Source organism: Flavobacterium bomense (assembly GCF_003970355.1).
This window is the reverse complement of the sequence record NZ_RYDJ01000010.1, coordinates 14,253-40,628: the sequence shown is the minus strand read 5'-3', so window position 1 is coordinate 40,628 and position 26,376 is coordinate 14,253. Positions and strand designations below refer to the sequence as shown.

Annotated in this window: 21 protein-coding genes; 1 reads left to right on the top strand and 20 read right to left on the bottom strand. The window is 33.7% G+C overall.

Annotated elements, in window-relative coordinates; genetic code table 11:
- Positions 1–129 precede the first annotated feature (129 nt).
- From EKL98_RS09775 to EKL98_RS09685, 19 genes are all read right to left on the bottom strand, one after another.
- On the bottom strand, positions 130–348 hold the full coding sequence (locus EKL98_RS09775; RefSeq protein WP_126459867.1) for a hypothetical protein: 219 nt from the start codon (positions 346–348) through the stop codon (positions 130–132).
- A gap of 275 nt (positions 349–623) precedes the next feature.
- Positions 624–1,058 (bottom strand): hypothetical protein, encoded by a 435-nt coding sequence (locus EKL98_RS09770; RefSeq protein WP_197037190.1) that lies wholly within the window; start codon positions 1,056–1,058, stop codon positions 624–626.
- Positions 1,059–1,180: 122 nt separating this feature from the next.
- Positions 1,181–1,402 (bottom strand): YidH family protein, encoded by a 222-nt coding sequence (locus EKL98_RS09765; protein WP_126555761.1) that lies wholly within the window; start codon positions 1,400–1,402, stop codon positions 1,181–1,183.
- 302 nt (positions 1,403–1,704) lie between these two features.
- Complete coding sequence (locus EKL98_RS09760) at positions 1,705–1,896, bottom strand: hypothetical protein (protein WP_126555764.1); 192 nt, start codon at positions 1,894–1,896, stop codon at positions 1,705–1,707.
- Between the two features lie 205 nt (positions 1,897–2,101).
- Positions 2,102–2,536: a response regulator gene (locus EKL98_RS09755; protein ID WP_126459855.1), complete on the bottom strand. Its 435-nt coding sequence runs from the start codon at positions 2,534–2,536 to the stop codon at positions 2,102–2,104.
- A gap of 2 nt (positions 2,537–2,538) precedes the next feature.
- Positions 2,539–5,133, bottom strand: coding sequence for an ATP-binding protein (locus EKL98_RS09750; protein ID WP_255416372.1), 2,595 nt, complete (start codon positions 5,131–5,133; stop codon positions 2,539–2,541).
- A 47-nt stretch (positions 5,134–5,180) separates the two neighbouring features.
- Complete coding sequence (locus tag EKL98_RS09745) at positions 5,181–5,732, bottom strand: helix-turn-helix domain-containing protein (protein WP_126460145.1); 552 nt, start codon at positions 5,730–5,732, stop codon at positions 5,181–5,183.
- Positions 5,733–6,057: 325 nt separating this feature from the next.
- Positions 6,058–6,540: a hypothetical protein gene (locus tag EKL98_RS09740; protein WP_126555770.1), complete on the bottom strand. Its 483-nt coding sequence runs from the start codon at positions 6,538–6,540 to the stop codon at positions 6,058–6,060.
- 3 nt (positions 6,541–6,543) lie between these two features.
- Positions 6,544–7,221 (bottom strand): peptidoglycan DD-metalloendopeptidase family protein, encoded by a 678-nt coding sequence (locus EKL98_RS09735; protein WP_126459846.1) that lies wholly within the window; start codon positions 7,219–7,221, stop codon positions 6,544–6,546.
- Positions 7,222–7,562: 341 nt separating this feature from the next.
- Positions 7,563–9,971 carry an alpha-ketoacid dehydrogenase subunit alpha/beta gene (locus EKL98_RS09730; RefSeq protein ID WP_126459843.1) on the bottom strand — a complete coding sequence of 803 codons (2,409 nt, stop codon included), beginning with the start codon at positions 9,969–9,971 and terminating at the stop codon, positions 7,563–7,565.
- A gap of 186 nt (positions 9,972–10,157) precedes the next feature.
- The gene (locus EKL98_RS09725) at positions 10,158–12,905 is read right to left on the bottom strand and encodes a gluzincin family metallopeptidase (RefSeq protein WP_126562210.1); all 2,748 of its coding nucleotides are present in this window, start codon (positions 12,903–12,905) and stop codon (positions 10,158–10,160) included.
- Positions 12,906–13,103: 198 nt separating this feature from the next.
- On the bottom strand, positions 13,104–13,832 hold the full coding sequence (locus EKL98_RS09720) for an LOG family protein (protein WP_126459840.1): 729 nt from the start codon (positions 13,830–13,832) through the stop codon (positions 13,104–13,106).
- 120 nt (positions 13,833–13,952) lie between these two features.
- Positions 13,953–14,312: a cupin domain-containing protein gene (locus EKL98_RS09715; protein WP_126459837.1), complete on the bottom strand. Its 360-nt coding sequence runs from the start codon at positions 14,310–14,312 to the stop codon at positions 13,953–13,955.
- Positions 14,313–14,348: 36 nt separating this feature from the next.
- Positions 14,349–17,180 carry an excinuclease ABC subunit UvrA gene (gene uvrA / locus EKL98_RS09710; RefSeq protein ID WP_126562178.1) on the bottom strand — a complete coding sequence of 944 codons (2,832 nt, stop codon included), beginning with the start codon at positions 17,178–17,180 and terminating at the stop codon, positions 14,349–14,351.
- A gap of 101 nt (positions 17,181–17,281) precedes the next feature.
- On the bottom strand, positions 17,282–19,066 hold the full coding sequence (locus EKL98_RS09705; protein WP_126562177.1) for a chloride channel protein: 1,785 nt from the start codon (positions 19,064–19,066) through the stop codon (positions 17,282–17,284).
- 212 nt (positions 19,067–19,278) lie between these two features.
- On the bottom strand, positions 19,279–20,964 hold the full coding sequence (ggt, locus tag EKL98_RS09700) for a gamma-glutamyltransferase (RefSeq protein ID WP_126562176.1): 1,686 nt from the start codon (positions 20,962–20,964) through the stop codon (positions 19,279–19,281).
- A gap of 14 nt (positions 20,965–20,978) precedes the next feature.
- The gene (gene ggt, locus EKL98_RS09695; protein WP_126555779.1) at positions 20,979–22,664 is read right to left on the bottom strand and encodes a gamma-glutamyltransferase; all 1,686 of its coding nucleotides are present in this window, start codon (positions 22,662–22,664) and stop codon (positions 20,979–20,981) included.
- A 145-nt stretch (positions 22,665–22,809) separates the two neighbouring features.
- Positions 22,810–23,223: a GxxExxY protein gene (locus EKL98_RS09690; RefSeq protein ID WP_126562175.1), complete on the bottom strand. Its 414-nt coding sequence runs from the start codon at positions 23,221–23,223 to the stop codon at positions 22,810–22,812.
- A gap of 276 nt (positions 23,224–23,499) precedes the next feature.
- On the bottom strand, positions 23,500–24,081 hold the full coding sequence (locus EKL98_RS09685) for an acyl carrier protein phosphodiesterase (RefSeq protein WP_126562174.1): 582 nt from the start codon (positions 24,079–24,081) through the stop codon (positions 23,500–23,502).
- Positions 24,082–24,201: 120 nt separating this feature from the next.
- Here EKL98_RS09685 and glmM point away from each other — a divergent pair, with 120 nt between their 5' ends.
- Entirely contained in the window at positions 24,202–25,593 is a 1,392-nt protein-coding gene (glmM, locus tag EKL98_RS09680) for a phosphoglucosamine mutase (RefSeq protein ID WP_126562173.1), read from the top strand.
- 193 nt (positions 25,594–25,786) lie between these two features.
- Here the strand turns inward: glmM and EKL98_RS09675 are convergent, their stop codons facing one another.
- Entirely contained in the window at positions 25,787–26,356 is a 570-nt protein-coding gene (locus EKL98_RS09675) for a PepSY-associated TM helix domain-containing protein (RefSeq protein ID WP_126555785.1), read from the bottom strand.
- Positions 26,357–26,376: the final 20 nt, after the last annotated feature.

The window sequence follows — 26,376 nt, the reverse complement described above, 5'->3', positions numbered from 1 at the left end:
CAAAGTTCAGCTCTTTATACCTAAAAACGATTACATAACTTTTAGGATTAGTTACATTATTCACGGGTTACAGACTAAGGCTTAGAGCCACATGTATTTTGCCTCATTCATTTCATATACCGGAATTGATTAATTGGCAGTTCTAGGGTGATTAATAGTGTATTCTTTAAGGATATTTTCTAAAGACTTGTAGTAATTTGTTAATGTTTGGATATTTATTTCAGGATTTGAAATAATTGGAACAGTGATGGGAATCTCCGCTAGGTATTTAGATAACTCAGGATACTGGTCGTGTATTTTTATCGTAATTTCAAGAATAGATTCGCTAAGTTGTTTTTCTGTTTTCATACTAAAATAGTTTAAGGTAACCTTTATTTTTTTAAAAAAGATGCAATCAAATTCACGAATTTCATCTTTAATAATTAGAATAAATACTTGATAAAGTAGTGGTTATAAAGTAAATTTATTCAAAATACGGTTGTTTATTCCAGAGTAAGAATTGTTATTGCGGGTTTCATGTCCTAAGGTTTTTTTGGATTATTGCTATTCCAAAAAAAGAAAAGGTAACTTTTTAAAAATAAAACCTACCAGGTATGGATTCATATCAGGTAGGTTTTATAAATTTAAAATTTGTTGGTAGACAAAATCATCTGCATCCCCGGATATTGAATATCTCCGTCATCTTCAGCAGTTATAAATATTTTTGACGGCTTGTAGGCTGTAACTGTTTCAAAAGTTGCTCTAAGTTTTGAGGACAAAAATCCGCTATCGCTTTTTATTTGACCAATATTTCTCACAATATCCCCGTCTGTTTCCATCCAGACAACGTAAACATTTTTTGAAGGCTGTAATCTGTTTACTTCGGCTAAATCTGATATTTTTATTTTTATCAAATAATTTTTGTTACTGTCTTTTGTGACATTTACCGAGCCATTTGCTGCGGGGACCACAATAGAATTTTGAAAAGCAATGTTTTTACCACATGAAGAAATCGAAAGCAGCATCAGCATTGCTAAACCACCCATAAATATTTTTTTTAAATCAGCACTTATTTTCATTTTAGTTTTATTTTAAGAGTATATATAATACAAATTTAAGTTTTTTTATTAAATTAGTTGTTGAATAACTTTTATTTAAACTTGTAATATTCACAGATTAATAAAAAATTTATTCTTTGTAATTAATTACTTTGTTTCTTGTCTTTCATAATTAAAACAACTCCTCCAATAGCAAGTACAGCCCCTATAATGGGGGACCATTTTATTGGATGGTTTACTTTTTTATTTATTTGTATTGGGCCTATATCAACAATTTTTTCAGTGGTTACATAGTTAAAGCTGTTGTAAAGTAACAGAATTACTCCTAAAAAAATCATCGCGATTCCAATGGTTCTTGTTTTCATTTTTTTTTATTTAAAAGTGATTGTATGGAGATGCGTTTATGCTTTTGAAAAATATTCTTTTACAAAGGTATGTTGCTGATTTGGTGTCATCTGATTGGGATGTTTGATTTCGAATTTTATTTTAAAAAATGTTCATTCTCACTCAAGAAATTAAACAGTTCCAGTGGGTGTGCTTGAGCAAATGGCTTTTAAAGTACAGCTATAGAGTTGTCAATTTGGTATAAAACAATTTAAATTATAAGATAATTCCGTTCTATTTATGGAGTGTTGTTTTGACAGTTGTGCAGAGTGAAGATATTTTATTATTCATCTTTTGTTGTACGAATCAGACTAATACCTGAAGCGAAAAATACGGCACCTAATATGCCATAAATAAGGAGGGATTTAATGTCACTCATATCGTCTGAGGCACTAGAAAATAATACCGCAGTATAGATTAGACCGCTAATTCCAAGAAAAGTAAGTACAGTTCCAAAGATTCTTTTAAGATTCATATTTTTTTTTTTTAAATGGATTGCTATAGTTTTAGTAATTTCTCGTGAAAGTCTAATTAGAAACAAATACACAAAATAAAAATATCTTCAAACAGCTGTAAATAATGGTATTACAATACAAATGTATTCCGATTAGACTTTACGAGTGTTATATAATTGTCTATAAAAGTTACATCATTCACACTTAAAAAAAAGGGATTTAGTATCACATTCTATCCATGAACCAATTCAATTCCTTTGTCATTTTTTGATATTTAAAAATAGTTTTGATATTTTTATTTAACCGAATAAAGGCAGTTTCACTTTTTACTACATAATCAAATGCTTTGTGATGCATACAGTTTACTGCAATTTCAATCTTATCCTGTGAGGACAACATGATCACTGGAATATCTGGATTGAAAGCTTTAATTTGATCTAAAGTTTTAATTCCGTTTATGGCATTTTTCTCAATACCATCAAGTTGGTAATCTAAAATGATCACATCTGGATTATTGGATATATTTGCCAAGCAGTGTTCACCGGTAGAGAAGGTTTCAACGATAAAATCAGTATTTGTGGTAAATTCAATTTCTAAAGATTTTAAAAATAATGCATCATCATCTACTAAGAAGATTTTTATTTTATTTTCGTTTTTCACTATTATGTGTTTTTAATTATATTAAGTTCTTCCTCTAGTTCAATACAGGCTTGCAGACAAATTTTTTCTAGTTGTAATACTAAATCATATATTCCCTCTGATTGATCTTGTGTAATTGCAAAGTTCTGAATTTTTTTTGCCATATTTTCAAAATCACTGTTAATACCCATTATGGCAAATGAAGGGATCATTTTATGGGCAGCAGCGCCTAATAATTTCCAGTTTTTGTCCTCTAAACTTTGCTTTATAGTATTCATTAAAGGCGGTGTTTGTACTAAATACAGGGATATCATTTCCATCATTAAGGTTGGATTTGATTTTGTTTTTTGATTCAAATAAATCAAATCAATACATTTTATTTTTTTCTCTTTACTATTGTTTTCCTTTAAACCGTTATTAAGTTTTTCACTCAGTTTTTCCAGTTTTGGTTTTTTTAATATTCCAACAATTTTGCTGTACAGCAGTCTTTCGTCAACTGGTTTTGCAAGGTGGTCATTCATTCCTACCGATTTGCATTTAGCTAAATCAACTGTGGTGACATCAGCAGTTAAAGCAATAATTGGGACTTTTGAATTCATTTTCTTACGGATATACTCTGTAGCTTCAAATCCGTTCATCTCTGGCATTTGTAAATCCATTAGAATAATGTCGTACTCTTTCGCTTTTAGTTTTTCGATAGCTATTTTCCCGTTTTCGGCAATATCGCACTCAAATCCAAAATCGTCTAATAATGTCTTCATTAGCAATTGATTGAGCGGAATATCTTCAACTACTAAGACTTTAATATTCTTGATTTCGGTATCTAATTCGATTAACTCATTTTCTAATTCAACATCGGCATTTGTTTTCTGAAAACTTAAAGTAAAACTAAATGTAGAACCTTCATTTAGGGTACTTCTTACCCTTATAGTCCCGCCTTGTGGCTCTATCAGCTGTTTGACAATTGCCAGACCTAGTCCCGTTCCTCCGTACAATCGTGAAGTTCCACTGGAAGCTTGTTGAAAATTTTCAAATATTTTGTCTATTTTTTCTTCTGGGATACCAATTCCGGTATCAGTAACGGCAAATTCAATAATGACTCGATCTTCGTCTTCATGTATCAAATGTACGCTTACTGTAATGTTTCCTTTTGATGTAAACTTTACGGCATTGCTCACGAGGTTTAAAATAATCTGATGCAAACGCACCGGGTCTCCCACAAGTACATTTGGTATTTTACTGTCGTATTGCTTTATTAATCGTAAGTTTTTTTCTTGAATTTTTGTTTCAAATAAATGCAGCATAGCTGATATGGATGATTTCATTTTGAAAGGTTTTTTTTCAAATGTCATCTTTCCTGCATCAACTTTTGCTAGATCGAGTATGTCGTTGATCAGCACAATTAGGGCATCACCACTCATCTTAATCGCACTGATGTATTCTTTTTGTTTGGGTGTCAATTCTGTTTTCAAAACCACTTTTGTAAATCCAATGATGGCATTCATTGGGGTACGTATTTCGTGACTCATATTTGATAAGAATTGTTGTTTTGCTTTTACGGCATTCTCTGCTATAATAGTGGCGCTTTCAGCATTTTTTTTAGCTTCTTCAGCAATTTCTGTAGTTAACTCAGCAAAAACTCTGGCCTCAATCAACTCTGTCGCAATTCTTTTTTGCTCAGTAACATCTCTGGCAACAATTACTACACCAAGGATGTTTCCTTTGTCATCTTTGTATACGGATCCGTTGAATAATACATCTGTTAGTTTGCCGTCTTTATGCCGTAGTGTAAGTGGTGAATCTGCAACAGATCCTTTCTCAAATACTTCCTGATATACTTCTCTTGCGTTTTGTTGTTCCGTAAAATAATCAAAAAAATCAGAATCAGTAAGTTCCTCTCGAGGGATTCCTGTGATATTTACTAAGGCTTCATTCATGTCAGTAATTTTTCCTTTGGTATTAATTGTAACCAATGGATCACGACTCGCTTCAATTAAACTGAGTGAATACTGATACGCTAATTTTGCGTTGTACGTAAGTTCCTCTAGTTTTTTATTTACAATTTCTCGTTTTTCTTTTTCTTTACTTTGAAATAAAAGCTCCTTATTGGCAATAACTAATTCATCCGCGCGTTTTTCTTTTTCATTGTTTTGAAAAGCCAATTCTTCATTGGCAATAACTAATTCAGCCGCTCGTTTTTCTTTGATCTTGTTTTGAAAAGCAAGTTCATTGTTTGCAATTTTTAAATCTAGCGCCCATTTTTGTTTTGCACTATCTCTGGCAACAATTAGTACGCCTATTATAGTTCCTAAATTATCTTTGTATACAAAGGCATTAAACAATACATCCGTAAAACTGCCATTCTTATTTTGAATTGTAAGCGGAAAATCAGACACAGCCCCTTTCTGGAGAACTTCATGATAGATGTCTTGTATTTTTTGTTTTTCTGTAAAATAATCAAAAAAGTCAGAATCAATTAAAAAATCGCGAGTAAATCCCGTTATATGTATTGTCGCTTGATTTATATCCGTAATTTTCCCTTCCGTATTTATTGCAATTATGGGATCCAGACTGGCTTCTATTAAACTTCTTGCGTATTGTGATTCTTGATTTTTAATGATTTCTGTTTTATTTATGAAGGTAGATAAATAAGGTGTTGATTGTTCTAATTTAAATTCCCGATTTCTTCAATTGGGCTTCGTCTTTTATCTTTTAATTTTTTAAAGTGAGAAGGGGAAAGTCCGGTTACTTTTTTGAACTGACTTGATAAATGGGCAACACTGCTGTAATTCATTTTCCAAGCGATCTCAGTTATATTTAATTCGCCGTAAATAATTAATTCTTTGATCCGTTCTGTTTTATGTGAAATTATAAATTGTTCAATTGTGGTTCCCTGCACTTCTGAAAACAAGTTAGATAAATAGGTGTAGTCGTGATTTAAGAGTTGGCTCAAATAATCGGAAAAATTGATCTTAATATTTTCAGTTGAATGGTGCACCATTTCGATAATTATATTTTTAATTTTTTCAATAAGCATTGACTTTTTGTCATCCATCAATTCAAGTCCAGAATCTAAAAGTGCAATTTTTAATTGTTGTCGTTGCTCCAAAGTAATATTTTCCATAATTTCAACTTCTCCTAAATCGACAACCATAAAGTGAAGGTTTAGTTTTTTTAGCTCTTCTTTCACTGCAATTTTACAGCGATTGCTTACCATGTATTTTATATATAGTTTCAAAAATATTTCTTTTACAGTTTAGACAAAAATAGCTTCTAGTAATAAAGGTACATTATATAATTTAACTTATAAGTTATATAATTAAAGGTATTCTATTTTTAATAGGATATTAATCCGAAATATTCAATTGAATTATAGTAATTAATTTTTTACAATTAGTAAATTTCGTTAAATATTTTTCACCAGTAATATTCTAGCAATTTTAAAATAATTGGCATTAAAACTATTTTTGGAATTTAGTATTTCTATTCTGTTTTGCAACAACTATTCCTGAAGAAAAAATGCAGTGCTATTTTTTAAAAAATTATTTCATCAAAAATGAATTTACCCAATCTAATGATTTAATAGAGGAAACTTTATTTTCTTCATTCATTGTAACTCGAAGTTCCTTGTTGGCTACTTTTTTAGTATATGATGCCTTGTATCTGAAAAGAGTACTTCCGTCAAAATTGTTTTTATATACCTCAACTAACTGAAGATCAATAAAAGTTCCATAATATTGGCGAAAACGCGTACAGGTCTTTGTCAGTCTTTCTTCGGTGGTGTTTTTTATTACTGACGTTGTGGCTTCATTGAGGTTAAAAGGCTTGAATTTTGAAGTATTACAGGTCATCAAAACTCGCTTTCCTAATTCATACGCTTTGGCTTTTTGATCCGCATCGATTGCTGTTAAGTCCAGCTTCACAATTTTAGCGTTCTCAAATTCGGGTTCTGGGGCAATTACAATAGTTTTTGATTTGCATCCAATAAGTAAAAGAATGCTAAATACAATAATTATTTTTTTCATGATTTATTTAATTTTTAATAGGATATTAGGATCCGGACAATTTTTCAAATAGTAGCTCAAATCATTTTTGCTGCAGACACCCGGATAATCACCAAGGATTTTTGCTATTTTTTTTATAATCTGAAAATGCAAATGTGGGGCATAATCACCATTGACAGCAGAATCGCCTAATGTAGCCAGCTGACTTCCTTTTTCGTACACATCACCAATATTAATGTTACTAATGCTTTCAAGGGACAAATGACCGTATAAAGTATAGAATTTTTGATTTTCTATTTTATGTTCCAGAATAATAGTGGGGCCATAATCACCCACACCAGTATTGTAATTGAAACTGTGGATAAATCCGTCTAATGCTGCCAGAACTGGCGTTCCTGCCTTGATCCATAAGTCTAGACCAATGTGAATGTTTCTTTCATCGGTTTTCGTGTCATTAAAAATTTCACTCCGTTTGTATAAATTTCTAATTTCATTATATCCTCCAAACGCAACTTTTGCATTATTTTGAGCTAAATAATCCTCAATATATTCTTCAAAGGCAACTGCGGTATGTATATTTCGTTTTGATAAGATTTCATTTGTATTGGATAAATCTAATGGCAGGTAGCTGTTGTAATCAATTGTTTGATCTATAACTTTAACATTTTGAATGTTGTGTAAGATAGTTTCTAGTTTTGTCATTTATTGGGTTTTAAAAAGCTTAAATTTAAATAAAAAAAGGCTGTATAAAAATTTTACGCCCGCTTTATAACTTTTAATTAGCAGATAGAACCTTTTAATTTGAGTGTACAAGTATAATTTTTAACTCCTAATTTTAAGAATTTATTTATAAATAGGTACCGAGTTTAGCAGCTGAATTTTTCTTTTAAAACGTCATCAACTTTTCATGCTCATCCGTTAAATGGGATAAACAATCTAATAATGGATTATCTAATGACTGTTTAGAAATGAGTTTGTGTATTTTTTCTATCAAAAAAAATCCCAATCGTTTCCAATTGGGATTCTAATTTATGAATTGGATCTTAGTATAAATTTGGATATTTTGATGGATTTACTTCATTCATCATACCATACACTTTTTCAAAAATATCTTCTATTGAAGGTTTAGAGAAATAATCACCATCTGTTCCGTAAGCAGGTCGATGTGCTTTTGCTGTTAGCGTTTGAGGTTTGCTGTCTAAATAATTATAACCATCTTGATGCTCAATAATTTGTTGTAAAACATAAGCTGAAGCACCACCAGGAACATCCTCATCAATTACTAAAAGACGATTTGTTTTAGCAATACTTTTTACAACATCTTGATTAATGTCAAACGGAAGCAAAGATTGTAGGTCGATAATCTCGCAATCTATACCTATTTCAAGGAGTTCCTTGGCAGCTTGCTGTACTAATCGCAAAGTAGAACCATAGGAAACGAGTGTAATGTCTGTTCCTTGTTTTAAGGTTTCAACTACTCCAATTGGTGTTTTAAATTCGCCATAGTTTAAAGGCATTTTTTCTTTCAATCGATAACCGTTCAGGCACTCAATGACTAAAGCAGGCTCGTCACATTCTAATAAACTATTATAAAAACCGGCTGCTTGAGTCATGTTTCTAGGAACTAAAACGTGAATTCCTCTAATGGCATTTATAATCATTCCCATAGGAGAACCAGAATGCCAGATGCCTTCTAAACGATGACCACGAGTACGGATAATTAATGGTGCTTTTTGTTTTCCTACGGTTCTATAGCGCAACGTAGCTAAATCATCACTCATGATTTGAATTGCATACAATAAATAATCTAAATATTGAATTTCGGCAATAGGGCGAAGACCTCTTAAAGCCATTCCAATCCCTTGACCTAAAATGGTTGCTTCACGAATTCCTACATCGGCAACGCGGAGTTCTCCGTATTTTTCTTGCATTCCTTCTAAACCTTGATTGACATCACCAATAGCTCCAGCATCCTCACCAAAAATTAATGTTTCAGGATATTTAGTAAAAATTGCATCAAAATTATCCCGCAAAATCATACGTCCATCTGTATCTTCCTTGGCATCTTCAGCATAAATAGGCAGAACTTTTTTGACAGAGAACACATTTAAATCCGTTTCCGAAAATAAGTTGCTGCTAAAATTCTTTTGTGTTTTAGCAGTGTAGGTTTTTATCCAAAGTGACAGTTCAGTTTTGCTATTTTCATTTAGGATTAAACGCAATACTTTTCGGGCTGTCACCAGAATTTCCTTTTTCAAAGGAGATTTGATACTGCTTAAATCAACGATATGTTTTAATATCGCTTCTTTGTTTTTGCTGCTTTCGGCTATTTTTTGTAATAGAGCGACTATTTCTTTTTGCTCTTCAATTATGGGTTCTAAAAATGCATTCCAGGCCGCTTTCTTGCCTTCTAAAACATCTTTTTTGGCTTGTGTATCAATGGCTTCAATTTCTTCAGGAGAAGCAATATTGATAGCAATCATCCATAATCTCATTTGACGGATGCAATCATAGTCTTTTTCCCAGGCCAATCGGTCCGTATTTTTGTAGCGCTCATGAGAACCAGAACTGGAATGTCCTTGCGGTTGTGTCAATTCATTTACGTGTATCAAAACAGGAGTATGATTTTCTCGGGCTATAGTGGCAGCTTTTTCATACGTGGCAATCAGGTCTGCATAATCCCACCCTTTTACTCTTAAAATTTCAAAGCCATTTGTGTTTTTGTCTTTTTGGTATCCTTTTAAAATTTCAGAAATATTTTCTTTTGTGGTTTGATGTCTTGCATGAACAGAAATCCCATATTCATCATCCCAAATACTCATTACCATTGGTACTTGTAAAACACCCGCTGCATTGATAGTTTCAAAAAATAAGCCTTCTGAAGTACTTGCGTTTCCTATGGTGCCCCAGGCAATCTCATTTCCTTGATTAGAAAAATTAGCTGCATTTGGTATTCCGGAGACTTGTCTGTAAATTTTTGATGCTTGAGCCAGTCCTAATAAACGTGGCATTTGTCCGGCAGTTGGGGAAATGTCAGCGCTAGAGTTTTTTTGTTTTGTTAAGTTTTTCCAACTTCCATCTTCATTTAGGCTATGGGTAGCAAAGTGACCGCCCATTTGCCTTCCTGCTGACATTGGTTCTTGTTCGATATCATTATGACCATATAATCCGGCAAAAAATTGTTGGATACTAAGTTCACCAATAGCCATCATAAACGTTTGATCCCGATAGTAGCCAGAACGGAAATCTCCATTTTGGAATGCTTTCGCCATTGCCAGTTGTGGTACTTCTTTTCCATCTCCAAAAATCCCAAATTTAGCTTTTCCAGTTAATACTTCCTTACGTCCTAAAAGACTGCATTCTCTGCTTAATATGGCTATTTTATAGTCATTTAATACTTCGATTTTGAAATCTTCAAATGTCAATGTAGTATTGGTTTTTTCTTTTATCATAATTGAAAAGTATAACTTTGAGGTGCAAATTTACTTAAAAAGTAGCTAGATTCATAATTCATTGAAATAAATATAATTAAATTATTGTAATTTATTCTAATAAAAAGTATCTTATTTTTTTAGTATATGTAATTTTAAAATCAATTCACTAAGAATAGTTTAATAATTAATGAGAATCTTATTGGATTAGAACCATTTTCGATTAAAAAGATTGATTAATGTTTTAGGTGAAAAAGTTACGATGAAGCGTATTTTTTCATTGTAATTGTTTTGGGCAATTTCCCATCCATTTGTAGAATAGACCGGAAAATATAATTCAAAATAATCTGTGACTAAATTTAGGCGTATACCACTGTCATAGACAAATCTTTCTTTTACATTTTTATTTTTGATTAAACCAATGTCACCATATACTTCAATCCAGTTCCAGATACTATAACTGGCATTAAAGCTGGTAAGCCATCGATTGGCATAAGGCGTAGCAATTTTTGATTTAAAACCGCCTTCGGCCAATACATATTGTTGACTAAAAATCCCTGTACTTTCAGACCTTCCAAAATAATTGTAATCAAAAAGGTAATCCGTTGGCCGGTCTAATGCGAAGCTGAAAAAATCGGATTGCGTTTTATTATACAAAAAACTTCCCGCATACAACCGTAAATTAATTTGCCGGTTGTTTTCAAAGAGTTTTCGGTATTCAATTTCACCTGTAATTTTTCCGAATTTACCAGAAATTTGTAGATCCGTAGTAAAATTAAAATGGTTGGTAACTTCTGTTTTGGTATTAATATATCTCGCATCAAAAACAGAATAATTTTCGGGGGAGTTGTCAAGTACCAGGATGCTTTTTTCTTTATTGACAATTACTTGTCGGAATAAGAAAAGCTGTTTCCTATTGTCTCTGAAGTTGGGCTCTCGGATACGCAATTGCACCGTTGGATTTAGTCTAAGATACGCTGCATCCTGTGCATAATGAAAATAGGATCCACTTACTGAATATCGGGCATTATACAGCGTTGTGTTTCTAAAATTTTGGTTGACCACAAAAAATGCTGAACCAGATACGTTATTTGATTTAGTAGAATAAGATGGATTGACATCAAAAACAAAAGGCTTTTCCAGAATGGTTTTGTTATGCAATCTGATGCCGGGAGTTAAACCATCGTATAAATTGTAATATATTGACGGAACATACAGTACTTGATTGTAATAAGGATCCTCTAAGTCTTTCATGAAAACAAACTTTACAGGACGATTATTAGGGAAAAAACCTTCTAATTTCTTCCAGTTATTTCTTAAGTTATATTCTGGAACTTCATTTTTTAGATTTAAAATAATTTTGTCAGCATTATTTCTGGGTATCGTGAAAGTAGTATCGGTTTCATTAATATCCAGCCATTGCTTAAAAACAATTTGACCTTTTTTAGTACCATAAACTGGAATGGGAATAAGAGTTCCAGTTCTGTTTTTAATTGAAAAAGTGATACTGTCTTGGGTTTTTAAGACGCTTGAAAATTTATAATCAATGATGTCTCTTGAATTAATGATTGTATTAAAAAACCAACTGATATCTTTAGTTGTATTTGATTTTAATAAAATTTCAAAATCGGATCTCGATACTTGTTCCAACTGATTTTTTTTATAAAATTGTTGAATACTGGTCTTTACAGCATCATTTAACAAATAATCATCCAGAAACCGAATGCTTAATCCCGCACGGTATTTACTGGCAATTTGTTCATTGAATTTTATTAAAGTGTTCTTTGGATCGCCTAATGGCTGATCCAGATTTTTGCGAGCCATCAACATATAGAAATAACTGTATTGTCCATTAAAGTCAATATTGGTCAGATTGAAACTTTTTAGCAATCGGATGTTTGATGCACTGCCCATCATTTTAGCTTTGGGATGATTTTCATCCATATATTTCATCATCGCATAAACTTGAATACCATCATAAATCCAATTGTCTTTTCTAGGATCCAGATGTAAACTCTTTTTTAAATATTCATTTAAATAGGCTTTTAGAAATTTGATTTCGAAAATAAATTCATCAGAAAAAGGACTTATAAATGAGGGAAGCTGATTCAATCCATAAAACGGATTTTTCTCATAATCCGTTTGGGAAACTACAATTCTTTCGTAAGGATATTTTCCAATCAAATCACTTGCGAAATTCACAATTCGGTCAATTGCAATTGCTTTTTGAATGTTGTCTAATTTGTTGCTTTTCATATCCGTGAGTACTTCAACTGAACTGTTTTTGTAACTCTCAAAATTCAATTTAGGCTCAATGATCAGACTGAAATCCGTTCTGTTATTTCCCCACAATTTGTAGTTTGAAAAGCCATTATTATCAGTTGTTTTCTCACTGTTTAAATCGGATGTTGCTTCTAAAGTAGTGGGTATTTTAAGATCAATTTCAAAGTTAGAAATAGCATTGGCAATATCATCCAGATTATTATTACTATTTTTGATAAAAGCATGGTTTTCATAACGCGCAGGAGTAAGGTACCAGTTTTTAAGGTTTACAGTTCCATTGTTGTGGTAACCAAATTTTGTAAATTTTTCGCTGGGGATTTTAGTAATGTACGAGAGATTTAAATTGATTTTCTGGTTTGGAAGTAGCGGATTTTTTAATTGGACAACTACATAATCAGGATTTTTCTCTGTCCTTTGCCAAGACAAAAACTGCTGAGTGGCATCTGTAATAATTAAATTTATTGTGCTACCACGCTCTTCTTCTTTGGCTAAATGAAATCCTCTATAAAATTCATCCGAAAATCGTTTGGCTAAAGGCGTATTTTTATTGGAAAAGGCATTATTCCAGTCATTCAAAACAATAGATGTCAACGTATCATCGGACTGATTATTAAAAATGATTTCCTGCTTAATATCCAATGTCTTTTTTTCAATATTTAACACTACAGAGATGGTAGAGTGCTGCTGTGCATATTGATTCAATGTAGCTAATAAAAAAAGAATGTAACAGAATATTTTAAGGTATGATTTCAAATTCAGATATTGATTTATTAAAAAAATAAATGTACTTATAATTAGATAGTATTCTTACTAGGGATCTTAAAATAAAACAAAAAAAAGAAGCTGTTTTGAAGCAACTTCTTTTTTTGTTTAAAAATTTGGAGATAAATCGTATTTCTTGTAAAAGGCATTCAGGACGTCAACCACTTCATCTTCTGTGTCTACAATTTTAAATAAATTCAAATCTTCGGCATGAACTGTACCTTCTTTTTCCACTAAAACCGTTTTTATCCATTCAATTAATCCTGCCCAAAAGCTGGAACCAACAAGTATAATTGGGAATCGAGCAATTTTTTTGGTTTGTATTAAAGTCATCGCTTCAAATAATTCATCCATCGTTCCAAAACCTCCCGGCATCACTACAAAACCTTGAGAATATTTGACAAACATCACTTTGCGAACAAAGAAATAATCAAAATTAAGGTTTTTATCACTGTCAATATATGGGTTGAAATGTTGCTCAAAAGGCAGTTCAATATTCAATCCTACTGATGTTCCACCACCCAAATGTGCACCTTTGTTTCCTGCCTCCATAATTCCTGGACCACCGCCAGTGATTACACCATAACCGGCCTTACTGATTTTATAGGCAATCTTTTCAGCAAGCAAATAGTAGGGGTCTTCAGGCTTTGTTCTGGCAGAACCAAAAATGGTTACGCACGGACCTATGCGTCCCATGCTCTCATAACCATTAACAAATTCGGCCATGATTTTAAAAATCGCCCAACTATCATTGGTCCTAATTTCGTTCCAAGTCTTTCTTTTCAGTCGGTCTTGGATTACTCTATCTTCGTCGTTATCAAAATCTTCTAATCTCATTTTCAAAAATATATTTTAATTTCTCTTTTTTTTGGAGCTATTTCCTGCTATCCATTTCAATCTTTATTGTTTTAAAGAAAAACAATAAAGGATTTTCATTGCTATCAGGGCTAAGCAAATTTAATACGTTTGCTCTTCAATGGATTTTGTTATTTTAGATATAACTTTACCAGTATGTTCAGTAGTTTTTGATTCTATCAGCATTATTAAACAGTCGTCAGTTGACGAAACTCTGTGGTTTATACCTTTTTTTACCACAAATAAATCTCCTTTTTTCATAGTGAATTTAGGTTCGTTTTCAATTTCCATTAAAAGTTCTCCTTCTACAATGTAAAATAATTCATCTTCATTTTCATGATTATGCCATGGTAAATCTTGGCCTTTGATTTTTGCCACTTTAATAAATTGATCATTAACTTCACCAATTATTTTAGGTGAAAAATAGTTTTCGACACTACTGAACGCTTCTTTTAAATTCATAATTTCCAAAAATTATTTTTTTATTTTTTATGTATACTAAAGTAATTCTTTTTTCAAGAATTGCGCTGTATAGCTTTTCTTATTTTTAATAATTTCTTCCGGAGTTCCTTTGGCAATGAGTTGTCCGCCGCCTTTTCCGCCTTCAGGGCCAATGTCGATGATGTAATCCGCAAGTTTAATCACGTCCATATTGTGTTCGATAATCAAAATAGTATTTCCTTTGTCAACCAGTTTATTGATCACTTCCATCAACACTCGAATGTCTTCAAAATGCAAACCAGTTGTGGGTTCATCCAGAATATAAAACGTGTTCCCAGTATCTTTTTTAGATAATTCTCCCGCCAGCTTAATGCGCTGTGCCTCACCGCCGGAGAGTGTAGTGCTTTGTTGTCCAAGGGTAATATATCCTAATCCAACATCCTGAATAGTTTTTACTTTTCTATAAATCTTCGGAATCATTTCAAAGAACGGAACCGCTTCATCTACTGTCATATTCAACACATCCGAAATGGATTTTCCTTTGTATCGAATCTCCAAAGTTTCTCTGTTAAAACGCTTTCCTTGGCAGGTTTCACATTCTACATATACATCAGGTAAAAAATTCATTTCAATCGTTCGCACTCCAGAACCTTGGCAGGTTTCACAACGTCCGCCTTTGACATTAAAACTAAAACGTCCGGCTTTATATCCCCGAATCAGACTTTCAGAAGTCATCGTAAACAGATTTCTGATTTCGGTAAAAACTTCGGTATAAGTTGCAGGATTAGAGCGGGGCGTTCTGCCAATCGGACTTTGGTCAATATCAATCACTTTATCAATATGTTCCAGTCCTTCAATTTTTTTATACGGTTTTGGTTTTTTGACACCATTAAAATAATACGCGTTCAAAATAGGGTAGAGCGTTTCATTAATTAACGTAGATTTACCACTTCCGGAAACTCCAGTCACGCAAATCATTTTGCCCAAAGGCAATTCTATCGAAACATTTTTCAAGTTATTTCCGGTTGCTCCGGTCAGTTTTAGGAATTTCCCATTTCCCTCCCGACGTTTTGCTGGAACCTCAATTTTCATCTTCCCATTGAGATATTGTGCCGTAATGGTATTTGAGGCCATTGTTTCTGCAGGAGTTCCAATGCTAATGATTTGTCCTCCGTATTTTCCTGCTTTTGGTCCAATATCAATTACATAATCTGCACGTTCAATCATATCTTTATCGTGTTCTACCACAATTACAGAGTTTCCAATATCGCGTAATTGTTCCAGGGAATGAATCAATTTATCATTATCTCTTTGGTGTAAACCAATACTTGGCTCATCCAAGATATATAAAACACCTACAAGTTGCGAACCAATTTGAGTCGCTAATCGAATGCGTTGTGCTTCACCACCCGAAAGTGATTTAGAGCTTCGGCTTAAAGCCAAATAATCCAAGCCTACATTCATTAAGAAGTTCAATCGATCCTTAATCTCTTTGATGACTTCGGTAGCGATGCGTTTTTGTTTGTCGGATAAATGATTTTCTAAGTCATTAAACCAAACCGTTAGATCCGAAATATCCATATCGCACAATTCGGTACTATTCTTTTCATTGATTTTAAAGAACATCGCTTCTTTTTTCAAACGGGAACCGTCACAAACCGGACATTTTATTTCGTCCATAAATTCCTTTGCCCAGCGCTTGATTGATGTAGAGCCGCTTTCATCATGTTGGTTTTTTATGAAATGTGAAATCCCTTCAAAATCAATTTTGTATTCTCGGGCAACGCCTAAATCTTTTGAGTTGATGGTGAATTTTTCTTTTCCGCCATTCAAAATCATTTCCATAGCTTCCTGCGGAATGGTTTCTATGGCATCCGTCAATTTGAAACTATATTTTTCGCCTATGATTTCAAGTTGCTTAAAAATCCACGAAGATTTATATTCTCCCAAAGGCGCAAAACCGCCATTTTTTATGGATAATTTTGGATTTGGAATAATCTTTTTTTGGTTAATTTCATTGACTGTTCCTAAGCCATTGCAATGATCACAAGCGCCTTTTGGGGAATTGAAAGAAAATAAATTGGGTTCGGGATTCTGATAGGAAATTCCAGTAGTAGGACACATCAAATTCCGGCTAAAAAATCGTACTTCATTGGAATCTTGATCCAAAACCATCAAGACGTTCTCCCCATGATGCATGGCTGTATTGATGCTTTCCGACAAACGTTTCTCGTTATCTGGGGTGGCTTCAATCACCATTCGATCCACAACAATTTCGATGTCGTGTGTTTTATAACGGTCTAATTTCATTCCCAAAGTAATATCCAATACATCGCCGTTTACGCGAACTTTAAGAAAACCTTGCTTGGCAATTTGTTGAAAAAGCTCCGCATAATGTCCTTTGCGAGACCGAATAACTGGCGCTAAAATATTGATTCGCTTTCCGGTAAAATCTTGAATAATCAAATCTTTGATTTGCTCATCAGAATAGGAAACCATTTTCTCGCCGGTGTTGTAACTGTATGCATCAGCTGCACGAGCATAAAGCAAACGTAGGAAATCATAAATTTCAGTGATAGTTCCCACGGTGGAACGCGGACTTTTACTGGTCGTTTTTTGTTCAATAGCAATTACAGGAGAAAGTCCGTCAATTTTATCCACATCGGGACGTTCCAAGCCACCAAGAAACTGGCGTGCATAAGCCGAAAAAGTTTCTACATAACGGCGTTGCCCTTCGGCATAAATAGTATCAAAAGCTAAGGAGGATTTTCCAGAACCTGAGAGACCGGTAATTACAACCAGTTTTTCCCGAGGAATAGAAACATCTATATTTTTTAAGTTGTGAACGCGAGCGCCTTGAACTTCGATGGTATTGTCTTTGTCTAACATAATTTTTCGCAGATTCCGAATTTTTCGGAAACAAAGTTACTATTTTGATTTATTCTTTCGATAGAACACTTTAGAAGTTTGTGTTAAAAGTAATTACGAAATTATTCTATCGTCATCGATTTTAGTTTAGTTCTGTATGCCTCAAGCGCAATAGATTTAGAAATAAAACCATAATATTTGTCGTTTTTGAGTACTGGCAAAAAGGCTACTTTAGATTTTTCAAATTTATTCATGACGGTTTCCATACTGTCATCCGGAGTGACGGTTTCCAAAGGTTTTATCATAATATCTTTGACCAAAGTATATTTAACTCTATAGGTATTGAATATTATTTCCCGAATAGTATTAAAATGAACCATTCCTAGAAGTTGATTTTCTGGATCTACTACAGCAAAAATTACTTGATTAGAATGTGATATCAAATCTACTAATTTTTCTAAATTTTCATTTGGCGTGACCGTTAAAAAATCCGTTTGAATAATAGAATTTGTTTCTAATGTGGAAAGAACATTAGTGTCTTTATTGCTGGTAAATGCATGTCCTTTTTGAATAAGATTTTTTACATCCATAGAATGTTTTTCAAAACGCTTTGAAATAGCAAAACTGATAGAAGAAACAATCATAAGTGGAATCATTAAATTATAACCTCCTGTAATTTCAGCAATTAAGAAAATCGCAGTCAATGGCGCATGAAACAAGCCACTCAATATTCCGGCCATGCCAACCAAAGTGAAATTGCTGATAGGAAGTTTGGTTAATCCGGTTAAATTTAAAAATTTAGCAAAGAAAAAACCAACATAAGACCCCAGAAATAGGGAAGGTGCAAAATTACCTCCATTACCACCACTACTCAAGGTTATTCCTGTAGCAAAAACCTTCATCATCATGGTGCAACCTACAAACAATAAAAGCGCCCAACTATTATTTCTAAAACTACTGAATAAAGTGTTCTCCAATAATTTTCCGGGATCATTTTCGGATAATGTTTTGATACTTTCATATCCTTCTCCAAAAAGTGTTGGAAAAATAAAAATAAGAATGGCCAAAATAGAAGAACCAAATAAGGCTTTTTTATAAGGCGATAATTTAAGTCTGGCAAAAAAATGTTCTACCCTTTGAAAGTTACGGGAATAATAAACGGAAACAAACCCGGTTAACAAGCCTAAAAGTACGTAAAAAAAAAGGTTGTGATAATCAAAACTTTGCTGTTGCTTAAAGGACAGTAAGATGGCTTCGTCCAAGGCAATGACGGATACTAATGCGCCTGTTGCCGCTGCAATCATAATGGGTGTAAATGCCGCAATACTCACATCAACTAATAACACTTCAATAGCAAATAATACACCCGCAATTGGCGCATTAAAAGCAGCGGCAATACCTGCGGCAACACCACAACCGATTAGAAGCGTTCGGTCTTTATAACTCAGTTTATATTTTTGGGCATAATTAGACCCAAAAGCAGCTCCTGTAATAACAATAGGGCTCTCCAGACCTGCAGACCCTCCTAATCCAACTGTTAGTGAGCTGGTAACAATTTGGGAATACATTTGTTTTTTTTGAATAATACTTGCTTTTTTGGCAACAGCATATAAAATTTGCGAAGTTCCTTTTTGTATGGTTCCTCCCAAAACTCTTTTGACTACAAAAACAGTAAGCAGAATACCAATTATAGGCAAGATACTATTAAGAAAACCTAATTTTAATATTCCACTGACATACGTGGCAAAAGAAAAAACCCAATGGGCAAAAGTTTTTAAAACGATTACGGCAAATGCAGAAGAGATACCAACTAAAACAGCAGATAAAAATATAAACTGTTTTGGAGTCAATAAAGACTGTGCTATGGCAATTATTACTTCTAATTTGGTGATCAACTTTTTGAACATTATATTTTTTTTAAAGGGGATGCAAAACTACTATTATTTTAATCCTAACAAATGTTTTTTAAAGCTTCTTTTGTGCTTAAGGGGTTTAAATTACAATTTGCGACAAACTGCTGCACAGCTTTTGGATCTATTTTGTGTAAAAGCGTTTTCTAAGGCGTGTGTAAATTTCATAAAAAAGTAAATTTGTCATCATTCCGAGCACAATCGACGGACTAAAATCCAACCGCTGTATCGTCACCTCTAAAATCAGCACCACCCTCTAATTTTTTAGTTGGTAAAACCAAAATCGCATCTACTTTTCCTATTACAGGTGTTGTTTTTTCATTGATGATGTATCCTCGGGACTTTAAGGTTTCAAAAGTTTTAGCATCGAAAGTATTAGGCTCAAAAGTGATTAAATCCGGTAACCATTGATGATGAAAACGAGGTGCGTTTACTGCTTGTTGCATGCTGAAATTATACTCAGAAACATTTAAAATCGTTTGCAATACGGATGTAATAATTGTCGAGCCTCCGGGAGAACCCACAACCATGAATAATTTGCCGTTTCTCTCCACAATTGTTGGCGTCATGGAACTCAGCATTCGTTTTTGTGGCGCAATACTATTAGCTTCATTTCCTACCAATCCAAACATATTAGGCACACCTGGTTTGGCACTGAAATCATCCATTTCGTTGTTGAGGAAAAATCCCAATTCATCACAATAGTATTTAGACCCGTAACCGTCGTTTAATGTTGTTGTTGCCGAAACAGCATTCCCAAACTGATCTACAATAGAATAATGAGTAGTTTCTGTACTCTCATTATAATTTACTTTTCCTTCTTTTATATCCGATGATAAGGTGGCTTTTTCAAAACTAAAATTCGACATTCTTTGTTTCAAATACGCATCTGTCATTAAGGCTTTTAAAGGAATTTTTACAAAATCAGGATCGCCCAGATAATAACTTCTGTCTGCGTAAGCCCTTCTTTCGGCTTCAACAATAACTTGAATGGCTTCGGTTGAGTTATGTCCCATTTTAGCCAGGTCGAAAGGCGCTATCATTTTGAATATTTCAGCTAGACATATTCCGCCACTGCTGGGTGGAGGCATCGAGATTATCTTTAAATCCTTGTAATCAAAAGTGAGTGGCGTCCTCCATTTGGCTTCGTATTGAGCCAGATCTTCTAAGGTGATGATAGCTCCTTTTTCTTGAAGGTATTTCACTAATATTTCAGCAGTTTTCCCTTTGTAAAATTCAGCTCTGCCATTTTTTGAAATCCTTTTCAACGTAGCTGCCAGCGCAGGATATTGTATTACATCATTTTCTTTGAAAGCAGTTGCAAATAACGTTTTGTTCCCATTTACTTTTATAATTCTATCTCGATAAGCAGCTAGTCGGTCTTCTTGTTTTTTGGTAACAATAACCCCTTTTTCGGCTAATGCAATTACAGGTTTCAGGATGTCTGCAATCGGTAATGAACCTAGTTTTTCATGAACTGCAAAAACACCGGCAATTGTTCCGGGAACTCCAATAGCCAGCGGAGACTCAGTACTTTTTCCTTTTATGACATTTCCTTTTTCGTCCAGAAACATGTTTTTCGTGGCTGCTATCGGCGCTTTTTCACGGTAATCTAACGAACCAATTTCACCGTTCGCTTTTCGGTACACCATAAAACCGCCACCGCCAAGATTTCCTGCAAAAGGGTAGGCTACTGCCAAAGCCAATTCGGTTGCCACCATCGCATCAAAAGCATTACCCCCTTTTCGCATGATTTCAACTCCAATTTTGGACGCTTCTACCCGTGCCGAAACGACCATTGCTTTATCAGCAACCAATCCTGTGGGCTGAACCATTATATTTTGGGTTTTACACCCAACAGAAAGCATACATAGTAGAATACTAATTTTTTTCATTTGAATGTATAAATTTAAAAACCAACGGCTTTATTATCACCTCTTTTGTCTGCGCCACCTTCTAATTTTCCATTTGGCAAAACCAAAATTGCATCAACTTCACCAATGATTTCTTTGTTTTTTTCATTGATTAAATAGCTTTTTTTCTTCAGATTATTCAATAATTCTGTATCGAATGAATTGGGTTCAAAAGTAATTTCATCGGGTAACCATTGATGGTGAAAACGTGGGGCGTTTACCGCTTCTTGCATGCTCATATCAAATTCATACACATTTAATATCGTTTGTAACACCGATGTGATAATGGTGGAGCCTCCCGGCGTACCTACAACCATAAAAAGCGTACCGTTTTTTTCGACAATCGTGGGTGTCATGGAACTTAACATTCTTTTTCCGGGAGCAATACTGTTGGCTTCACTTCCAGTGAGTCCGTATAAGTTGGGAACACCCGGTTTGGCACTGAAATCATCCATTTGATTATTCAAAAAGAAACCCAATTCGTCACAATATATTTTAGAACCATAGTTATCATTTAAAGTAGTTGTTGCTGAAACTGCATTCCCAGCGGCATCAACAATAGAGTAATGTGTGGTTTGGTTGCTTTCATATCCCTTGATTGCTCCGTGGGCAATATCCGAAGATTTAGAAGCTTTATCAAATGAAAAATCAGCCATTCTTTTTTCTAAATAGGATGGACTTACTAATTCTTTTACCGGAAGTTTTACAAAATCAGGATCACCCAAGAAATAATTCCTGTCCGCATAGGCTCTTCGTTCTGCTTCAGTAATGACTTGAATCGTTTTTAGGCTGTTGTGTCCCATTTGCGAGAGGTTGAAGGGCTCAATCATTTTCATGATTTGATTCAAACAAATTCCACCACTGCTGGGAGGCGACATCGAGGTGATTTTTAAATTTTTATATTGAAAAGTAATTGGAGTTCGCCACTTGGCTTTATAACTATTAAAATCTTCAATGGTGGTATTTCCACCTTTTTCAGCAAGAAAAGCAACTAACTTTTGAGCAGTTTCTCCTTTGTAAAATTCATCTCGTCCGTTTTTAGCAATTCGTTTTAATGTTGCTGCCAAAGCGATGTATTTTATAGTATCATTTTCTTTATATACTTTAGAAAACAAACTGTTCTTACCATTACTTTTTATAAAGGAGGCTCTGTGATACGCCAAACTTTCGGCTTGAAATTTAGTGACAATAACACCTCTTTCTGCCAAAGCAATTACAGGTTTGAGAATTTCACTGATGGGTAAAGAGCCATATTTTTTGTGTACTTCAAATATTCCTGCAATGGTACCCGGAATTCCAGATGCCAAAGCAGTCGCAGTACTTTTTCCTTCAATTACATTTCCTTTTTTGTCTAGAAACATATCTTTAGATGCTGCCAAAGGTGCTTTTTCTCTGTAATCGATAGCGCCTGTTTCACCATTGGCTTTTCTGAAAACCATGAAACCGCCACCACCAATATTTCCCGCCTGAGGATGTGAAACCGCCAAAGCCAGTTCCATGGCAACCATAGCATCAAAAGCATTACCGCCTTTTTTCATGATTTCAACTCCAATTTGCGACGCTTCTTCACGAGCGGAAACGACCATCGCTTTAGAAGTCACTAAACCTGTTGGTTCGACTGTTTTTTCATTTGATTTGCAACCTAAAACGGCAAAGGCAAGTAGGAATAGTATTTTTTTCATTGTATAATATATTTTGGTTTTAGGTGTATTGTTTTGGTTGTTTTATATTGTAATACTTTAAATGGTTTGACCACATAGAGACATAGAATTTTAGTTTGTGTGTAAAAAAACTTCGCTTAAAAATAGATTTCATAGACGGATTTAGTTACTCTGTTGGTAAAATTTTATAAAATTCATTAACGAAAGTCTTTTGCCCCTCTTTGAAAATATTATAACAATTAAAATTTATCAAAACACCTTTTGGTGATTTTAATAATTTCATATGATTCAAAAGTTTTGCTTCAAAAGCAGGATGTATTTCTGAGACGGCTTTAAACTCTACCACAATTAAGTTTTCAACTAACAAATCACATCTAAAATCAGATTCCATGATTTTGCCTTTGTAAATGACAGGTATTTTAAGCTCTGAAATAAAATTAATATTCCGCACCCGTAATTCCTCTTTCATACATTGGTGATAGACGCTTTCTAATAAACCTCTACCCATGATTTTATGAACTTCTATTGCTGCCCCAATAATTTGAAAGCTTAATTCATTTAGATATTTTTGTGTAATCATCCTTTTAGTCCTTTCGAATTATTAATCTTCTTAAAGCGTTGTTGATTTAAATATAATATTGTCTTTGTAATACTACTAAGTAAGGCGAAAGTTTAAAAGTCGTAAAGTCAAAAGAATTAACTTTAAGTAAAATAACTTTAAATCAGATTGTTACATAATTTTATCCTGATTTTAAAATACGACATTATACCATGGTTATTACTTATGTTTGAAAATTATTTTCTAATCTGTCTCTACAAAAAACAAACTTATGTTTCTATGTGGTAAAAAAAATCATTAATCAATTCTTTTTTGTTTTGCAAAAGCGTTCAATTCTTCAAAGAATTCCGTGAACTCCTTTTCAAATTCCGAATAAAATTCTGAAAGCTCATTGGTAGCAAACCGCATTTTAGATTCATTTTTGGTGCGATGGTCCATTTGAGTCAAAATATGCTCAATTCCTTCAACCGTTTGATAACTCACCAGCCAATTTTCTTTCATCATGGTAGGCATTAGTCCTTTGGTTCGTTCTGACAAGATCTCATAATTATAATACAAGGATTGGTAAAATCGTATCACAAAGTCCTCTAGTTTTTCATCGGAATACTTCGTCCAGTTTTTAGCCAAAAAATGGTCGTAAAAAACATCAACAATTACACCTGCATAATGATGATAATGCTCATGCAGGCGTTTGGTACTTTTTCTAAAAACAAGATGTGCATCAGTAAAAGTGTCAATGGCACGATGCAGAACAATTCCTTTTTGAATTTCTAAAGGAAAGCTTTCAAAATGTTTTCCCCGAATTCCATCGGCCATGAAATTGCCAATTTTGATTAAATCATTATCACCGGAAAGATAGATGTGTGCTAGAAAATTCATTCGCCTAATTTAGGAATTTAAATGGTTAATTTTGAATTCTAAATGACTTTTATAAAGCGTCAATTATTATATTTGTGAGCAATTTAAAATTTATAATTCAAAATTTAAAATAATTAATCAATGACTTTAATAAAATCAATATCGGGAATACGTGGGACAATAGGAGGTAAAGTAGGAGATAACCTGACACCTGTTGATGCGGTTAAATTTGCCGCGGCGTACGGAACTTGGTTGAAAAAATATATCGGGAAAGAAAAAATCACTGTTGTTGTAGGTCGTGACGCCCGTATTTCGGGACCAATGATTCACAATTTGGTGGTAAATACTTTAATTGGTTTAGGAATTGACGTGATTGATTTAGGTCTATCAACAACCCCAACGGTTGAAGTTGCTGTTCCGTTAGAAAAAGCTGAAGGTGGCATTATCCTTACCGCTTCTCACAATCCAAAACAATGGAATGCCTTGAAATTATTGAATGAAAAAGGAGAATTCCTGAATGGAGAAGAAGGCTTGAAAATTCTTGAAATTGCTGAAACGGAAGCTTTCGATTTCTCAGATGTGGATAATTTGGGAGAAATTATGATTAACGACGCCTACATGGATATTCATATTGATGAAGTGTTGAATTTGCCTTTGGTAGATGTTGATGCAGTAAAAGCAGCTAAATTTAAAGTGGTTGTGGATGGTGTAAATTCTTCTGGAGGAATTATTATTCCAAGATTATTGGAATTAATGGGCGTTGAAGTAGTCGAGTTATACTGTGAACCAAATGGTCATTTTCCTCACAATCCCGAACCGTTGAAAGAACATTTGACTGATATATCCGAATTGGTTGTCAAAGAAAAAGCAGATTTAGGAATCGTGGTAGATCCTGATGTGGATCGTTTGGCTTTCATTTGTGAAGACGGAGAGATGTTTGGTGAAGAATATACTTTGGTGGCTTGCGCCGATTATGTATTGAGTAAAACACCAGGGAATACGGTTTCGAATATGTCGTCTTCCCGTGCGTTGCGTGATGTAACTAATTTGCATAACGGAAGCTATGAAGCCAGTGCGGTGGGTGAGGTAAATGTAGTCGAGTTGATGAAAAAGAATAATGCTGTAATAGGTGGTGAAGGAAATGGCGGAATCATTTATCCGGAACTGCATTACGGTCGTGATAGTTTAGTGGGAGTAGCGCTGTTTTTAACGCATTTGGCTAACAAAAAAATGACAGTTTCGGCTTTGCGTGCTTCGTATCCGGAATATTATATGAGCAAAAACAAAATCGAATTGACGCCACAAATTGATGTAGATGCGATTCTTGTTGCCATGACGGAAAAATACAAAAACGAAGATAGTACAACCATTGACGGTGTAAAAATTGACTTTGCTGAAAATTGGGTTCACCTAAGAAAATCGAATACGGAGCCTATAATTCGTATTTATACCGAAGCTGCTTCACAAGAGAAAGCAGATGCTTTGGCACTTCGAATTATTGATGAAATAAAAGCAGTGGCTGGAATATCTTAGAAATCTAAAATAAATACTGACAAATAGCCTGTTTGAATTATTAAACAGGCTTTTTTGATCCGTCCTTGGAACTAAATTAAAGCGTAACCTTTTATTTTAGTCTTCTTTGCAGATGACATTGCAGAGGAATAATTATGATTATTTATGCAACAATAGAGAAAATAATAAAGTATTATTTACTTGAATTATCACTTTATGATTTTCGTTTCATCCTCTTAGGCCCATACCAGAGCCAGAATCCTGTGATTGTAAACAGTAAAAGTGCAAATCCCATGACGGTTGTGTAAAATAATTTGAAGAAACCACTACCCGTTTTGAAGTAATCGTCAACAATTGATCCATCGTGTATTTTTTCAATAATATCAGATCTTCGTCTTTCAATATGCAATAATTTTCCTGTTGCTCCGTCTAGTTGAATTCCCCAATAATTCTCAGCAAAAATAAATTTTACCATTCCTTTATCTTTTTTTATTTCAATGCGCTCTAGTTCTAAAGTACTATCTGCTGAAATAGAATCGTGTACAATTTTGCAAGCATTTTTATGCAAACTATCAATAGGAAGCCAGTCTTTAAATTGCACCGAAGTACCTTGATAAGATTTTGATTGCAGTAGTCCGCCACTATTTTTTTTCCAACCTAATAATAGTCCTGTCACGGAAACAATAAAGAAAAATAGGAATAAAAAAGCGCCAGTTGTTCTGTGTAATTTTCTAAAAATCCGGAGTAATTTAGCTTGTTGTTTTCTTGAATTATTTTCGGTCATTTTATTGCACTATTTTTTAT

Excerpts from the sequence above, each read along its gene's own strand:
- ggt (WP_126562176.1), bottom strand. The coding sequence starts at position 20,964 with ATGAAAAAAATTAGTATTCTACTATGTATGCTTTCTGTTGGGTGTAAA.
- EKL98_RS09740 (WP_126555770.1), bottom strand. The coding sequence starts at position 6,540 with ATGAAAAAAATAATTATTGTATTTAGCATTCTTTTACTTATTGGATGC.
- EKL98_RS09745 (WP_126460145.1), bottom strand. The coding sequence starts at position 5,732 with ATGGTAAGCAATCGCTGTAAAATTGCAGTGAAAGAAGAGCTAAAAAAA.
- EKL98_RS09765 (WP_126555761.1), bottom strand. The coding sequence starts at position 1,402 with ATGAAAACAAGAACCATTGGAATCGCGATGATTTTTTTAGGAGTAATT.
- EKL98_RS09730 (WP_126459843.1), bottom strand. The coding sequence starts at position 9,971 with ATGATAAAAGAAAAAACCAATACTACATTGACATTTGAAGATTTCAAA.
- uvrA (WP_126562178.1), bottom strand. The coding sequence starts at position 17,180 with ATGTTAGACAAAGACAATACCATCGAAGTTCAAGGCGCTCGCGTTCAC.
- EKL98_RS09760 (WP_126555764.1), bottom strand. The coding sequence starts at position 1,896 with ATGAATCTTAAAAGAATCTTTGGAACTGTACTTACTTTTCTTGGAATT.
- EKL98_RS09775 (WP_126459867.1), bottom strand. The coding sequence starts at position 348 with ATGAAAACAGAAAAACAACTTAGCGAATCTATTCTTGAAATTACGATA.
- EKL98_RS09685 (WP_126562174.1), bottom strand. The coding sequence starts at position 24,081 with ATGAATTTTCTAGCACACATCTATCTTTCCGGTGATAATGATTTAATC.
- glmM (WP_126562173.1), top strand. The coding sequence starts at position 24,202 with ATGACTTTAATAAAATCAATATCGGGAATACGTGGGACAATAGGAGGT.
- EKL98_RS09690 (WP_126562175.1), bottom strand. The coding sequence starts at position 23,223 with ATGATTACACAAAAATATCTAAATGAATTAAGCTTTCAAATTATTGGG.
- EKL98_RS09715 (WP_126459837.1), bottom strand. The coding sequence starts at position 14,312 with ATGAATTTAAAAGAAGCGTTCAGTAGTGTCGAAAACTATTTTTCACCT.
- EKL98_RS09675 (WP_126555785.1), bottom strand. The coding sequence starts at position 26,356 with ATGACCGAAAATAATTCAAGAAAACAACAAGCTAAATTACTCCGGATT.
- ggt (WP_126555779.1), bottom strand. The coding sequence starts at position 22,664 with ATGAAAAAAATACTATTCCTACTTGCCTTTGCCGTTTTAGGTTGCAAA.
- EKL98_RS09705 (WP_126562177.1), bottom strand. The coding sequence starts at position 19,066 with ATGTTCAAAAAGTTGATCACCAAATTAGAAGTAATAATTGCCATAGCA.
- EKL98_RS09720 (WP_126459840.1), bottom strand. The coding sequence starts at position 13,832 with ATGAGATTAGAAGATTTTGATAACGACGAAGATAGAGTAATCCAAGAC.
- EKL98_RS09735 (WP_126459846.1), bottom strand. The coding sequence starts at position 7,221 with ATGACAAAACTAGAAACTATCTTACACAACATTCAAAATGTTAAAGTT.
- EKL98_RS09770 (WP_197037190.1), bottom strand. The coding sequence starts at position 1,058 with ATGAAAATAAGTGCTGATTTAAAAAAAATATTTATGGGTGGTTTAGCA.